This window comes from Bordetella genomosp. 1 (assembly GCF_002261335.1).
In the GTDB taxonomy this organism is placed as follows: Bacteria; Pseudomonadota; Gammaproteobacteria; order Burkholderiales; family Burkholderiaceae_B; genus Bordetella.
This window is the reverse complement of the sequence record NZ_NEVL01000004.1, coordinates 399,355-412,413: the sequence shown is the minus strand read 5'-3', so window position 1 is coordinate 412,413 and position 13,059 is coordinate 399,355. Positions and strand designations below refer to the sequence as shown.

General features: G+C 68.1%; 13 protein-coding genes. 12 read left to right on the top strand and 1 reads right to left on the bottom strand.

The features are described 5' to 3' along the window. Positions 1-173: 173 nt before the first annotated feature. A complete protein-coding gene (locus CEG14_RS18815) occupies positions 174-1,889 on the bottom strand; it encodes a ShlB/FhaC/HecB family hemolysin secretion/activation protein (RefSeq protein ID WP_094827926.1) in 1,716 nt (571 codons plus the stop codon). A gap of 471 nt (positions 1,890-2,360) precedes the next feature. Here CEG14_RS18815 and CEG14_RS18810 point away from each other — a divergent pair, with 471 nt between their 5' ends. The 12 genes from CEG14_RS18810 to CEG14_RS18760 all read left to right on the top strand — a co-directional run bounded on the left by CEG14_RS18810 (position 2,361) and on the right by CEG14_RS18760 (position 13,057). After that, the gene (locus tag CEG14_RS18810; protein WP_094827925.1) at positions 2,361-3,167 is read left to right on the top strand and encodes an MHYT domain-containing protein; all 807 of its coding nucleotides are present in this window, start codon (positions 2,361-2,363) and stop codon (positions 3,165-3,167) included. A 153-nt stretch (positions 3,168-3,320) separates the two neighbouring features. Then, positions 3,321-3,503 (top strand): Flp family type IVb pilin, encoded by a 183-nt coding sequence (locus CEG14_RS18805; protein ID WP_094827924.1) that lies wholly within the window; start codon positions 3,321-3,323, stop codon positions 3,501-3,503. Positions 3,504-3,660: 157 nt separating this feature from the next. Next, entirely contained in the window at positions 3,661-4,176 is a 516-nt protein-coding gene (locus tag CEG14_RS18800) for a prepilin peptidase (RefSeq protein ID WP_141243367.1), read from the top strand. Beyond that, positions 4,137-4,583, top strand: coding sequence for a TadE/TadG family type IV pilus assembly protein (locus tag CEG14_RS18795; RefSeq protein WP_256985837.1), 447 nt, complete (start codon positions 4,137-4,139; stop codon positions 4,581-4,583). The genes CEG14_RS18800 and CEG14_RS18795 overlap by 40 nt, the downstream gene beginning before the upstream one ends. Then, the gene (locus CEG14_RS18790) at positions 4,583-5,056 is read left to right on the top strand and encodes a TadE/TadG family type IV pilus assembly protein (protein ID WP_094827922.1); all 474 of its coding nucleotides are present in this window, start codon (positions 4,583-4,585) and stop codon (positions 5,054-5,056) included. The genes CEG14_RS18795 and CEG14_RS18790 overlap by 1 nt, the downstream gene beginning before the upstream one ends. After that, positions 5,053-6,012, top strand: a complete 960-nt coding sequence (gene cpaB, locus CEG14_RS26425) for a Flp pilus assembly protein CpaB (RefSeq protein WP_179280636.1) — start codon at positions 5,053-5,055, stop codon at positions 6,010-6,012. Before CEG14_RS18790 ends, cpaB begins: the two co-directional genes overlap by 4 nt. Positions 6,013-6,091: 79 nt before the next feature. Beyond that, entirely contained in the window at positions 6,092-7,438 is a 1,347-nt protein-coding gene (locus CEG14_RS26420; protein ID WP_176461526.1) for a type II and III secretion system protein family protein, read from the top strand. Further along, a complete protein-coding gene (locus CEG14_RS18780; RefSeq protein WP_094827921.1) occupies positions 7,435-8,775 on the top strand; it encodes a pilus assembly protein CpaE in 1,341 nt (446 codons plus the stop codon). Before CEG14_RS26420 ends, CEG14_RS18780 begins: the two co-directional genes overlap by 4 nt. An 18-nt stretch (positions 8,776-8,793) precedes the next feature. Beyond that, complete coding sequence (locus CEG14_RS18775) at positions 8,794-10,167, top strand: CpaF family protein (protein WP_094827920.1); 1,374 nt, start codon at positions 8,794-8,796, stop codon at positions 10,165-10,167. After that, positions 10,164-11,090 (top strand): type II secretion system F family protein, encoded by a 927-nt coding sequence (locus CEG14_RS18770; RefSeq protein ID WP_094827919.1) that lies wholly within the window; start codon positions 10,164-10,166, stop codon positions 11,088-11,090. Before CEG14_RS18775 ends, CEG14_RS18770 begins: the two co-directional genes overlap by 4 nt. 6 nt (positions 11,091-11,096) lie before the next feature. Beyond that, positions 11,097-12,098, top strand: a complete 1,002-nt coding sequence (locus CEG14_RS18765) for a type II secretion system F family protein (protein ID WP_094827918.1) — start codon at positions 11,097-11,099, stop codon at positions 12,096-12,098. Then, positions 12,098-13,057 (top strand): tetratricopeptide repeat protein, encoded by a 960-nt coding sequence (locus tag CEG14_RS18760; RefSeq protein ID WP_094827917.1) that lies wholly within the window; start codon positions 12,098-12,100, stop codon positions 13,055-13,057. The genes CEG14_RS18765 and CEG14_RS18760 overlap by 1 nt, the downstream gene beginning before the upstream one ends. Positions 13,058-13,059 lie beyond the last annotated feature (2 nt).

Sequence of the window (13,059 nt, the reverse complement as noted above, 5' to 3'; positions counted from 1 at the left end):
GAATTCCTTGTGAATCAATGGCTTGCGAAGCATTTGCCACGTAACGGTTAAAGAAAAGTATTCGCAAAAAGACGAAATGACGGCCTGCGCGAATGTTGTTTTTCCGCGAATTTCGTTACGTGTTACGGGGTACGTTACGTCCGGCGTTACGTAACGCCGGACGTGTGTAACGCTCAGAAGGCGTCGTAGAAAAGCGAATAGTTCGCGTTGAAGCGCAGGTCGCGGTCGTTATTGTTGAGCGTGGCCGCGCCCACGGGTTTCGCGACATTGAAATCGAACAGGTAATACCGGTCGTCGGTGAATCTCAGGCCCAGGGCGACCGACGACAGATGTTTGTTGTCGAGCGACTTGAGGTCTGCGCGGTTGTACCAGCTGCGCGAATAGTCGACCGCGATATAGGGCTGTACCGCACTGAGATACTGCCAGCCGGTGCCGAATCTGCGGTTGATTTCGGCCGACGCGCCAAATCCTTTGTCGCCGCTGATTTCGCCTTGCGGATAACCCAGGCCAAAGCGCCAGCTGCCGAAAGAGACCTGTTCGGAGCTCGGCAGCACGCTGCTGCTGTATTGGCCGGCCGCGTTGAAAACCAGGCCGAACTGCGCCGGCAACTCGAATGACTGGCGCGCATTCACGTTATAGCGGGTGAAGGAGAGATCGATGTCCGGGTCGGCGGAATAACCATAGTTCGACTTGATCGATTTCTTCGCCCCCAGCGCGGAGAAGCCGTGCGAGACCGACGCGCTCACGTCGGTGGTACGTTCGGGCAGCACGTCGATGTAGCGCAGCTCGGCGGTGCCGGCGCGCACGCGGGTGTCCTGCTGCAGCCAGTTGTCGCTGTTCTTCTGGTCGTAGCGATCCTTCGAGTTGGCGGCATAGGCCCCGAGCGTGGCGGTCAGCGAGCGGCGGTTGTTCAGGATCAGCGGATACGACAGCGCCGCCCCTATCCGGTCGTTCGTGACCTTGCGGTTGAAGCCCAGCATCTCGATGGCGTCGTCTTCCGGCTTGGCCTGATAGTGATAGCCGTCGAGCTTGAACGACAGGCCGTCGTTGCCGATCGGCACGCGCACTTCGCCCGACAGATAGGTCACCGCGTTGTGGCCGATCGGCAGGGCGCCCGTGAGCTTGACCTGTTCGCCCAGCGGCGTGAGGCTGTTGGTGCCCACGTTCACCAGCGGCTGCATGCCGGTGCCGAGGTCGGCCACGTTGCCGTTGAGGGTGACGCGCTTGAGCGAGGCATTCACCACCAGCTCGGTCGCGCCGTCGGCGCGGCGCGGCAGGTCCATCGCGGGATTGATCGAGACGCCCGGCACGATGCGCATCAGGTTGAGCACGCGCTCGAGCGTGGCGCGCGTCAGCGGCTTTTCGGCGGTCAGGGGCTCGGCGAGATATTCCAGCCGGTCCTTGGCATTACCGGCATCGCCCTCGATGCGCACATTATGGATATAGCCCTCGACCACGGTCACCACGACCAGGCCATTGGCGAAATTCTGGTTCTGCACCAGGGCGAAGGAAAGGGGATAGCCGCGCTCCCGATAGAGCTCGGTAATCTTCTCCACCTGCTGCACGAGCTGTGCAACAGTTATTTCCTTGCCCACCAGCGGCGTCAGCAAATCCGAGACTTCCGTGAAGTCGATCGCATGCACGCCTGCCACGTCGAAATTGCGCGGCACGATGCGCTGGGCGAGGCGCGCCTGGACGGCCTGTTGCTCGGGCGTGGGCGGCGCCACCACGGGAGGGGGAGCGGAAGGCCCCGGTCTTTCTATCTGCGGCAGCGAATCCACCGGGTTTCCGCGCAACGGCGCGTCTGCCCAGCTATTAATCGCGCAGCCTGCCAATGCGGCCGCCAGAGAGTAATGGAGAACACCAACACCACGCTGTACAGGCTTCATCGGCACGACCGGAAACAGAAAGTAAACGGCTCTCCCAGAGGGAGCGATGGCAAAAAACGGGATTTCTGCGGCTTATTTATTTCAAGGCGTATCTTGGTTAATTCTTTCTTGCATCTTGCCAGCAATCCGGTTGCATCACAATGCGCAACATCCCTGAAATAGGGTCAATACAGCGCAGGGTGCGATATTCGTAAACGCGACAGAATCCGCGCTATTCTGCCCGTGAATTTCGGATAAATTCCATTTATTTCCAAACTGCCGAATATCGGTTGCACAATTCCTGTCGCAATATTACGAACGCTAGGGTAAACCCCAATGCCAAACAAATGTTAATAGATAAGACTAGGAAAACAATTAAGAACAATGTTTGCGCAATATCCCGCAAGTAGGCTTTTCGCGGGTATTCATCGGGAGTAAACATAAATGAAAGTGCGTGATGTAGGCGAGTTTCTCGTTTAATCCGGAGCACCCATGAACCCCGGAGACATCGTCCCTCTCTCGTTTCACAGCGGCCTGTTCCTGCTGTCGTTCGTGATTGCCCTGCTCGGCTCCTACGTGGCCTTGAGCGCGGCCGCACGTATACGCGACAGCGTGCGCGACGGTGAATCGTGGCGTGGATATGCCGTGATCGGCGCGCTGGCGATGGGGGGAATCGCGATCTGGGGCATGCACTTCATCGGTATGCAGGCACAGAATTTGCCGTTTGAGGTTGATTACGCGCTGGTGCCGACCTTCTTCAGCGCGCTGGTCGCCGTCGTGTTTTCCGGCGCGGCCTTCTGGTATGTGGGCGGGCGGCCGTTTTCGCTGTTCCGCTGTGCCGTGGCAGGCGTGCTGGCCGGGCTGGCGGTGGCGGCGATGCATTACATCGGCGTGAGTGCGATGCGCATGCCGGCGTTTTTCCGCTGGGACGCGCCGCTGGTGGTGGCCTCGGTGGTGATCGCCATCGCGGCGGCGACCGCGGCCGTGTGGCTGGCGTTCAATGTGCAGCGCGAATGGCAGCGCATCGTGGCGGCCGTGCTGATGGCGGTGGCGGTCTGCGGCATGCATTACACCGGCGTGGTCGCGGCCACGGTGGTGTGCACGACGGGCAGTGCCGACGACGGCCTGCACGTGGGAGGTGTCTCGTTGCCCTACGTGGCATTCGCAGGCGCCATCCTGATTCTGATCGCGATGCGTTGGCAACTGCATCGCAGCTACAAGCGCTACCAGGCGCGGCTGGCGCAACGCATGGACGCGTTGCTGCACGACGGCCGGGTCCCCGGTGCGCCCGTCCGCTGAGCCGGACGTCGCAGGAAAGAGATAAACAAGCTGTAAAGCAAGACTGCAGGAATGGGCCTGGCCGGCGAGGGGTTGGTCATGGCTTTGTAGCGCCGCAGTGTATGAGGCGTTTTTTTCAACTGTCGTTTGTTTTCTTGTTTTAGGAGGTGCCACATGCTTGCGCACGTCAAATCTTTCTGGAAAGACGAAGAGGGTGCCACCGCGATCGAGTACGGCTTGATCGCGGGGCTGATCGCGGTCGCCATCATCGGCGCGCTCACGCTCCTCGGAACCGACCTCACCGGGTTGTTCACCCGTATCAGCAACCGCTTGTCCGGCACTGCCCCGGCGACCTGATGGCCCGCCGGCCGCCGGGCCGGGCGCGCGGCGTCTTCGCGACGTCGCCGCGCGCCCGGGCCGGCGTCGGGGCCCGGCCCCGTGTCGATTCGCTGCGCAACGCGGGGGCGATGCGCTGCCGGATCGGGTTACACCCCTATAAGCTGGAGTGCCACGATTGTTGAAGGAGAACATGTGGTGGCTGTCGTTCCTGGCCTTCAACGCCCTGGTCGTCTACTTCGACCTGCGCATGCGGCGCGTACCCAACTGGTTGACGGTGGGCGCGGCGCTGGTGCAGCTCGGATGGCTGTCGCTCGCCAGCTTTGGCGCCGCGCCGTGGCCGGACTACGGTGCGCAGAGCTGGGCCGACGCCTTGATCGCGTTTGGCGCGAGCTTCGTATTCGTGATCGCGTGGGCCATGCGCTGGATGGGCGCGGGCGACGTGAAGTATCTGGCCGCGCTCGGCCTGTGGGTGGGCGTCTGGCCGTGGGCCGCGGTGGTGCTGTTCGGCACCCTCATCTGCGGCGCGCTGGCGCTGTGGCATTGGTCGGCCGGCCTGGGCACCGCACTCAAGGGCGTGCGGCTGCTGCCGTTCGGCGCGGCGGCCGGCGTGGTCGCCTGCAGCGCGGCAGTTATGCCGTCGAGTTCTCCCTGGTGTTCGTGGTGTTCTTCCTGGTTGCTTACGGTCTTTTGACCTGGGGCATCATCTTCGCCGCGCAGCAGTCGCTCAACTTCGCCGCCGAAGAGGGCGCGCGCGCCGCGCAGCGCTGGCAGGCGGTGGGCGCCTGGGGGCCGCGCGCCACCAGTGCACAGACGGCCGCGGCCTACCAGATCGAATGGGTCTCTTCGATGGGCGGCACGCCGTCCACCATCGCCGTGTGCGGCCCGACCGGCCGCATCGGCGGCACCGGCGCGTGCAGCGGACTCACGCTGGCCGCCGACCAGATCGAAGTGCTGGTGCGCTATCCGTACGCGTCCGCGCCGCTGCTGCCGACGCTGCCGGGCATGGGCCTGGTGGTGCCGACCGAGCTGCGCGCCCGCGCCTCCGTGCGCCTGGGCGGGCAGCTCTCCCTGGCGGCGCCGGCCGCGGCGGGGCTGTGATGCGGCCGCGCCTTCCTGCCTCGCGCCTGCAGCGCCAACGCGGCGTGGCCGCCATCGAGTTCGCGCTCTCGATCACGCTGTTGCTGCTGGTGTTGTGCGGCATCGTCGGTCTCGGGTCGCTGTTCTGGGCGCAACAGAAAATCACCAAGGCGGTGGGCGAGGGCGCCCAGGTCGCCCTGCAGACCGGCCTGGCCGGCACCTTCAACGGCACGGCCGCCTGCAATGCGGCGCGCCAGGAGGCCGACTGGCTCGCCGTCTCCTGCGCCGTCACGGTGGCCAATTGCCCCTGGGCCGATGCCAACGGCGTGGTGCAGCGCTGCGCCCGCGTGTCGCTTTCCTATAACGCGGCCGACTGGCCTTTGCTGGGCATGATGCGCACGCTCGCGGGCACGCTGCCTGGCGGCAATCAGTGGCTGCCGTCGACGCTGTCGGCGCTGGCCAGCGTGCAGATTCCTTCCGGGTCCACTCCATGAGCCTCACCACCAAGATCATCGCCGGCCTGTTCGTGCTCGTGGCCCTGCTGCTGGGCGCGTTCGCCATCCAGCTCGCGCTGCGGCCCGCGCCGCCGCCGCCCGCGCCGATGGCGCAGACCCAGGCGCCCGCGCCCGATGCCGCGCCGGCCCGGCCGCCGGCGCCGACCTATCCCGTGCTGGTCGTGAGCGCGCCGGTCGAGGCCGGGGCGGTGCTGACCGCCGACAAGCTCAGCGTCGCGCAATGGCCGGTGCAGCCGGGCGGCGTGGAGACCGATCCCAAGGCCGTGGAGGGCCGCGTGCTGCGCAAGGCGCTGGCCGCCAACGAGCCGGTCATGAGCGCCGACGTGGTGCGTGGCCTGTCGACCTTCCTGGGCCAGGGCGAGCGCGCCGTGACCATCCCTGTCGACGAACTCACGGGCGCGCAGAACCGCATCCGCCCGGGCGACATGATCGACGTGTTCCTGATGATGGATCGCAGCCAGGAGGTGCCCGGCACGCAGACCCGTTTGCTGCAATCGCGCGTGCGCGTCCTGGCCTATGGTCCCGATTCGCTCGCCGGACCGGCCGAGGCACAGGCCCAGAACACGAGCAACAACGCGCCGGTGGCCGTCCGCAACGCCATCCTGGCCGTGCCGGTCGAGCGGGTCAACGAGCTGCTGCTGGCCGCGCGCGCGGGCAAGCTGCAACTCGTGCTGCGCTCGCCGGAAGACGAGTCCATGCCCGATCCGTCGCTGTTCCCGCGCCGCGCGCCCGTGCTGACGGCGCGCAGCGGCCTGACGCCCGCGCAGCAGGCGAGCGCGCGCGACGGCATCAATGCGGCCTTCGCCGGCGATGCCCTGCCGCAGCTGGCCGGGCCCCAGCCGACGCCCGAGGCGCCGCCGCGCGCGCCGCGACAGGGTGGCGGCCGCAGCGTCGAAATCATTCGTGGCGGGGAGATCTCCACCGTCAATTACTAGAGGACCCAAGCGTCGGCACCGAATCGCGACCCGCGCCCGCCGTAACGGCGCGAGCAACCAGCAACCGGAAACAGAACGCATGAATGCATCGGGGATAGGCAGGAAGATTTGGATGGGCCTCTGGCTGGCGGCGCTGCTGCCGGTGGGTGCCGCCCATGCGCAGACGCCCGCGGCGGCTGCGCAGGGCGCGGCCGCGCAGCCGCGCATGGGCGAATTGCTGGTGAGCGTGAACGGCCAGCAGCCCCTCGGGTTGGGCGCGCCGCCCACCCGCATCGCCGTCGCCGACCCGGCCGTGGCCGATGTGAAGGTGCTCTCGGGTACGGGAAGTGCGGGAGAAGTGCTGGTGGTGGGCCGCAAGGCGGGCACCACCGAGTTGCGGGTGTGGACGCGCAACAGCCGCGATCCGCAGGTGTGGGTGGTGCGGGTGCTCTCGGATGCGCAGGCGGCCCTGGCGCGGCGCGGCGTGCAGCCCGGCGTTCAGGTCGACACCACCGCGGATGGCCGCGGCGTGCTGACCGGACTGGCGCCGTCGGCAGATGCGCATCGCGCGGCGTCCGAGGCCGCGGGCGATCCCAAGACCCAGGTCGACGTGTCGCAGATCGCGACCAGCGGCGTGGTGCAGGTCGAGGTGAAGGTGGTGGAGGTGTCGCGCTCGGTGATGAAAGACATCGGGGTGGCCTTCAACGCGGGCGGTGGCCGGGTGACGGGCGGCGTGTCGCTGCTGCCGGAGTTGAGCGGGTTCCTGGGCGGGATCGCCTACAACAGCCGCAACTTCAACGCCACGCTGCAACTGCTGCAAAGCAATGGCATGGCGCGCATCCTGGCCGAGCCGACGCTGCTGGCGATGTCGGGGCAGAGCGCGAGTTTCCTGGCCGGCGGCGAGATTCCGATTCCGGTGTCGGCGGGGCTTGGCACGCAGACGATCGAGTTCAAGCCGTTCGGCATCGGCCTGACCGTATCGCCCACGGTGATCTCGCGCGACCGCATCGCGCTGAAGGTGGCGCCGGAGGCGAGCGAGCTGGATTACGCCAACGGCATCAGCATCGTGACCGGTGATACCAACCAGATCACCACGATCCCCGCGCTGCGCACGCGCAAGGCCGACACGATGGTGGAGTTGGGCGACGGCGAGAGCTATCTGATCGGCGGCCTGGTGTCGCGCCAGACCAAGGCGAACGTCAACAAGATTCCGCTGTTGGGAGACCTGCCGATCATCGGCGCCTTCTTCCGCAGCGTGCAGTACTCGCAAGAAGACAACGAGCTGGTAATCGTGGTGACGCCACGATTGGTCCGTCCGATCGCCCGCGGGGTGACGCTGCCCATGCCGGGGGAGCGGCAGGAGGTGACCGATCGTGCAAGCACCGCCTGGGGCTACTACCTGCTGGGCCCGATGGGGGGACAGCAGATGCCGGGTTTCTCACGGTGACGAACATGAAGACACACGCCCGCGAATGGGTTGCTCTCGACAAGAGCACCTGCTTTCTTTTCTGCTCCAACAACAACGGCGTGGCGCAGCAGTTGGGTCAGGCCATCGGTGATCTCGGCCTGTTGACGCAAGAGCTGCCGCCGCTGGATACCTTGGCACGCCGCATCGCGGACATCAATCCGCAGGTGGTGTTTCTGGACTTCACGCCCGATGCCAACGAGCCGGGCAAGCTGCTGATGGCGGCCGACCTGGCGCGCATCCTCGCGCGCGTCGCGCCCGCCGTGCCGCGCGTTGCGGTCGGCTACCTGGCGCAGCCGGACGGCGCGATCGCCGCGCTGCGCGCGGGCGTGAGCGATTTCGTCGACCCGTCGGTCTCGCCCGAGGAAGTGCGCGGCGTGGTGCAGCGCCTGATCTCCAATCGCCGCGGCGAAGGCGGCGGCACCGATGCCGCGCATCGCAGCGTGCTGGTGCTGGGCGCGCGGCCGGGCGTGGGCGCGAGCACGCTGGCCGTGCACGCCGCCGGCCTGTCGCAGCACATGCTGGCGCAGGCGGCCGCCGGGCGCCAGCAGGGCGCAGGCAAGGGCGCCAGGAGCGGCGACCTGATGGCCACGCAGCTGCCGCTGTCCGACCGGGTCGGCGTGCTCGACCTGGGCTGGCCGGTGGGCGACTGCCTGCTCTATCTCAACATCAGCAGCGAGTTCGACTTCGCCGAGGCGGTGCGCAACCTGCGCCGGCTCGACGGCACGCTGCTCAGTTCGGCCATGGCGCACACCGCCGCGGGCGTGAGCGCCATGGCGCTGCCGCGCGACGTGGCGCAGATGCGCGCGCTGTCGCCTTCGGATTCGCTGATGCTGTTCGAGCGGCTGCGCCAGCACTACGGCATGCTGGTGACCGACGCCGGCGGCTTCTCCAATCCGGAGTTCGTGGCCAAGCTGGTGCGTTCGTCGCAGGAAACCTGGCTCGTCACCGACCAGAGCGTGAGCGCGCTGGTTTCGCTGGCCAACGTGCTGCAGGAGCTCGACCAGCACCACGTCGAGCGCGGTTCGGTCAAGCTGGTGGTCAATCGCTACGACGAGCGCTACGGCATGACCGCCGCGCAGATCGCGGAGCGCTTCGGCATCGCGCTGGCCGGCACCTTGCCCGACCGCACCCTGCCGCTGATGACCTGCACCAACCAAGGCCGCCTGCTGCATGAGCAGGCCGAGCGCGACGTGTACGTGCGCGCGGTGCAGTCGCTGGTCGATCGGGTGATGTCGGACAGCATGGCGCCGAGCTCGCGCCAGGGCTGGCTCGCCACCTGGCTGCCCGGCGTGCACCGGCGTGTCAACATGGTTTGATGAAGGGCGGGAATCAACATGATCATGTCGGCATCGATGGAGTTCGGTTCCGGATCGCAAGAGGGCGAGTTTTCCGGATCGCAGCGCTTCCAGGACGTGAAGCTCCAGGCCTATGAGCACCTGCTGTCGCGCATCGAGGAGCTGGGCGCGGAGTTCGGCCGCTGGACGCGCCAGGCGATCCAGGAGTTCGTCGACATCGAGGTCGCCAGCTTCGTGCGCATGCGGCGCGTGGCGATCAACGAAGGCGAGATGGCGCAGATCTCGGCCGCGCTCACCAAGGAGCTCGCCGGGCTCGGTCCGCTCGAAGACCTGCTCGCCGACCCGTCGGTGGAAGACATCCTGATCAACGGCTACGACAACGTGTTCGTGTCGCGCCGGGGCGTGCTGGCGCGCGAGTCGCTGCGCTTCACCGACAACCAGCACGTAATGCGCATCGTGCGCCGCATCCTGGCGCCGCTGGGGCGGCGGCTGGACGAGTCCAGCCCGATGGTGGACGCGCGGCTGCCCGATGGCGGCCGCCTGAACGTGATCATCGAGCCGCTCGCCGTCGATGGCCCGATGGTCTCGATCCGGAAGTTCCGCCAGGATCCGCTCAAGCCCACCGACCTGCTGTCGCTCGGCTCGTTCAACGAAGAGATCTATCGCCTGCTCAACCTGGCGGTGCGCTATCGCTGCAACATCCTGGTCTCGGGCGGCACCAGCTCGGGCAAGACCTCGCTGCTCAACGCGCTGGCGTTCTTCATTCCCGAAGCCGAGCGCGTCGTCACGGTCGAGGACACCGCCGAACTTTCGCTCAACCATCCGCACGTGGTGCGGCTGGAATCGCGCCAGGGCGGCTTCGACGGCTCGGGCGCGGTCAGCATCCGCGACCTGATCCGCAACAGCCTGCGGATGCGGCCCGACCGCGTGGTGGTGGGCGAGGTGCGGGGCGCCGAAGTGATGGACATGCTGCAGGCCATGAACACCGGCCACGAAGGTTCGATGGCCACCATCCACGCCAACTCGCCGCGCGAATGCCTGTACCGGATCGAGATGCTGGCGGGCTTCGCGGGCTTCCAGGGCAGCGAAGACAGCCTGCGGCGCCAGATCGCCAGCGCGCTCGACTTCATCGTGCAGATCGGCCGCCTGCCCAACGGCAAGCGCCGGGTGGTGTCGGTCACCGAGGTCACCGGCATGGGCGACAACGTCATCGCGACGCAGGAGCTCTATCGCTACGAGGCCTTCACCACGCCCGATGGCGAAGACAAGGACAACTGGGTGAGCCTGGGCATCAATCCGCATACGCCCAAGCTGGCCCGCGTGCGCGACGAGCTGCGCGGCGTGATGGCGCCGCCGCCGGCGCCGGAAGAGCCCGAGTCGGGCGGGGGCGGGTTCTGGGGCAGGAGGCGATGATGTCGACGGCGCTGCTGCTGGCCGCGGTCGCACTGCTGCTGCTCGCGGCCGCCTTCGTGCTGGTGCTGCGCGCCACGTCGGTCGCGCGCCGCAGCGCCACCTCGGCCTATCTCGACACGCGCCTGGACCAGGGCCGGGCGAACGCGGCGTCGGTGACCGCCCAGACCTTCATGCAGCCGATCCGCCGCGGCGGCAACGCCTGGTCGCGCCTGCTGCTGCTGGCGGGCGAGCCCTCCAACCAGCGCATCTACTTCATCCTGTTCCTGCCGCCGCTGCTGGTCGGCGCCGTGCTGTGGCTGGCGGCGGGCCCGGCGGCCGCCGCGGCCGGCGCCGTGCTGCTCCTGCTCGGCGGCTATTTCCGCATCTGGTACAAGGCCGACAAGCGCAAGCGCCGCATGATCGCGCAACTGCCCGAGTTTCTCGACGCGGCGGTGCGGCTCATCATGATCGGCAACAGCGTGAGCTCGGCGTTCCAGTCGGCCACGCGCTCGGTGGAACAGCCGCTGCTCGAGGTGGTGCAGCGCGCCGACGCGCTGGCGCGCTCGGGCAAGGAGCTCGACGTGGCGCTGTCCCAGGTCGCGCGCCAGTATGGCCTGCAGGAACTGCTGCTCGTGTCGGCCGTGATCTCGCTGGCGCTGCGCTTCGGCGGCCGCAGCGACCAGGTGCTCGAGCGCATGGCGGGCTTCATGCGCGACCTCGAACAGGCGCGCAACGAGCTGACCGCATTGTCGGCGGAGGTGCGGCTGTCGGCCTGGGTGCTCGCGCTGCTGCCCATCGGCGTGGCGCTCTTCATCATCATGACCAACAACGCGCTCTTCATGGGCATGTGGAACGACGAGCTCGGCTTCAAGATGCTGATGCTGGCGGCGGGCCTGCAGGTGGGCGGCTCCTACTGGCTCTACCGCATGGCGCGCGGAGTGTAGGCGGCCATGGCGCTCATGCTCTCCGATCCGCTGTCGCGCTGGCTGCTCATCGGCGCCCTCTGCGCCCTCATGGTGGGCTGCCTGATCGTGGGCGGCGCGCTGCTGATGCGCGCAGGCCGGCAGGGCCGCAGCCTGCGCACCGTCGAACGCGCCATTGCCGCGCGCGAGGGTCGCGCGATCGAGGTCGAGACCGCGCCGCGCTCGTCGCGCGAGCGCATCGAGGCGGTCGCGCACGCGGCCAGCGATGCCGGCCTGCGCATCGGCGCGGGCAAGCTGGGCGAGTCGCTGCTGGCCGACGAAGACCGGCGCCTGCTCGACGCCTGCGGCTTTGCCGACGTGCCGCGCGCACGCGGCCTGTTCATAGCCGCCCGCGCGTTCCTGGCCCTGGCCCTGCCGCTGGCCGGCTGGATGTTTGCCGACGCGCGCTGGCCCGCGCTCAATCTGCTGGGCGTGGCGGCCGTCCTGTTCTTCGGGCTGGCGATCGGCTGGATGGCGCCCAAGTGGTGGCTGATGCGGCGCTGGTCGCAACGCCGCCGCAAGGCCGGCGAGGAGTTGCCGCTGCTGATCGACCTGCTGCGCCTGCTGCAGGGCGTGGGCCTCTCGCTCGACCAGAGCATCCATGTGCTGGTGAACGACTTCCGCGCGGCGATGCCGGTCATCAGCCAGGAGCTGCGTGCCGCGGCCGATGCGCACACCCGGGGCCGCACGCGCGAGCAGTCGCTGGCGCGGCTGGCGGAGGGCTACGACAACGAGGACCTGACCGCCATCTGCCGGCTCATGGTGCAGGTCGACAAGCATGGCGGCGCGGTGCAGGAGCCGCTCGGCCGCTTCAGCGAACGCGTGCGCGAGAAGCGCAAGCTCGAACTCAAGGCCAAGGTCGCCAAGCTCACGGTCAAGATGACCGGCGTGATGGTGATGACCTTGTTGCCCGCGCTGCTCATCGTGACGGGCGGGTCCGGATTCATAGCCATCGTGCGCGGTCTGTCGCAGGTGGCGGGAGGAAGTTGATGGTGCGCACTTCGATCGATCACCGAGCCGGGCGCCTGCTGGCCGCCGCCGCCGCTGTCGCGGTGCTGGCGGGCTGCCAGGCCTCGCGCGTGGAAACGGCCCAGCAGCTGATGCGCGAGCAGCAGCGCGAACAGGCGCTGGCGCAGGACAAGGCCGACCGGGACATGCGCAAGAATGCGGCCACGCCGCCGGAGATGGCGCTGTCGATGATCCGCGAGGCGCAGCGCGACGGCCGCTACTTCGCGTCGCTCGCCTACATCGACGCCTACCGGCAGTCGTATGGCGAGTCCACCGAGCTCGCCGCGCTGCGCGCCGATGCCTTGCGCATGACCGGCCAGCCGCAGGCCGCGGAACAGGTCTATCGCGCGCTGCTCAACGGCGATCAGGCCGCGCGCGGCTGGCATGGCCTCGGGCTGCTGGCCGGCGCGCAGGGCGACTTCCCGGCGGCCGCCGACCGCATCGCGCGTGCCGCCCAGCTGCGCCCCACCGACGCGCAGTATCTCGGCGACCTCGGCTACGCGCTGCTGCGCGCGGGCGACCCCGCTGCCGCGCGCGTGCCCATGGGGCAGGCCGCCGAGCTCGATCCCACCAATGTGCGCATCATCGGCAACCTGGCCCTGCTGCTGCTCGTGACCGGCGACGAGGCCTCGGCGCGCCACGTGATGGACCAGGCCCAGTTGCCCGAGCCGGCCCGGCAACGCGTGAGCGAGCTGGCCAGCGAGATCCGCGAGCGCCAGCGGACCCAGCAGTCCGCCCGCCCGGCGCAGACGCTCGCCGCGGTGTCGATCGCGCCGCAGGACGCGGCCACGACGAGCCGGCCCGCGGTACGCCAGGTCGGCGAGGACGGCCGCAGGCCCGCCGCCGCGCCCGCCGCCACGGCCCCCGCCACCCCGATGCCGCTGCCCGTGTTGCAGCGGCCCCTGCTCGACAGAATGGGCAATACGCCCGTGCAGCCCTGACC

Coding starts and splice junctions, on each gene's coding strand:
- CEG14_RS18815 (WP_094827926.1), bottom strand. CDS start 1,889: ATGAAGCCTGTACAGCGTGGTGTTGGTGTTCTCCATTACTCTCTGGCG.
- CEG14_RS18810 (WP_094827925.1), top strand. CDS start 2,361: ATGAACCCCGGAGACATCGTCCCTCTCTCGTTTCACAGCGGCCTGTTC.
- CEG14_RS18805 (WP_094827924.1), top strand. CDS start 3,321: ATGCTTGCGCACGTCAAATCTTTCTGGAAAGACGAAGAGGGTGCCACC.
- CEG14_RS18790 (WP_094827922.1), top strand. CDS start 4,583: ATGCGGCCGCGCCTTCCTGCCTCGCGCCTGCAGCGCCAACGCGGCGTG.
- cpaB (WP_179280636.1), top strand. CDS start 5,053: ATGAGCCTCACCACCAAGATCATCGCCGGCCTGTTCGTGCTCGTGGCC.
- CEG14_RS26420 (WP_176461526.1), top strand. CDS start 6,092: ATGAATGCATCGGGGATAGGCAGGAAGATTTGGATGGGCCTCTGGCTG.
- CEG14_RS18775 (WP_094827920.1), top strand. CDS start 8,794: ATGATCATGTCGGCATCGATGGAGTTCGGTTCCGGATCGCAAGAGGGC.
- CEG14_RS18770 (WP_094827919.1), top strand. CDS start 10,164: ATGATGTCGACGGCGCTGCTGCTGGCCGCGGTCGCACTGCTGCTGCTC.
- CEG14_RS18765 (WP_094827918.1), top strand. CDS start 11,097: ATGGCGCTCATGCTCTCCGATCCGCTGTCGCGCTGGCTGCTCATCGGC.
- CEG14_RS18760 (WP_094827917.1), top strand. CDS start 12,098: ATGGTGCGCACTTCGATCGATCACCGAGCCGGGCGCCTGCTGGCCGCC.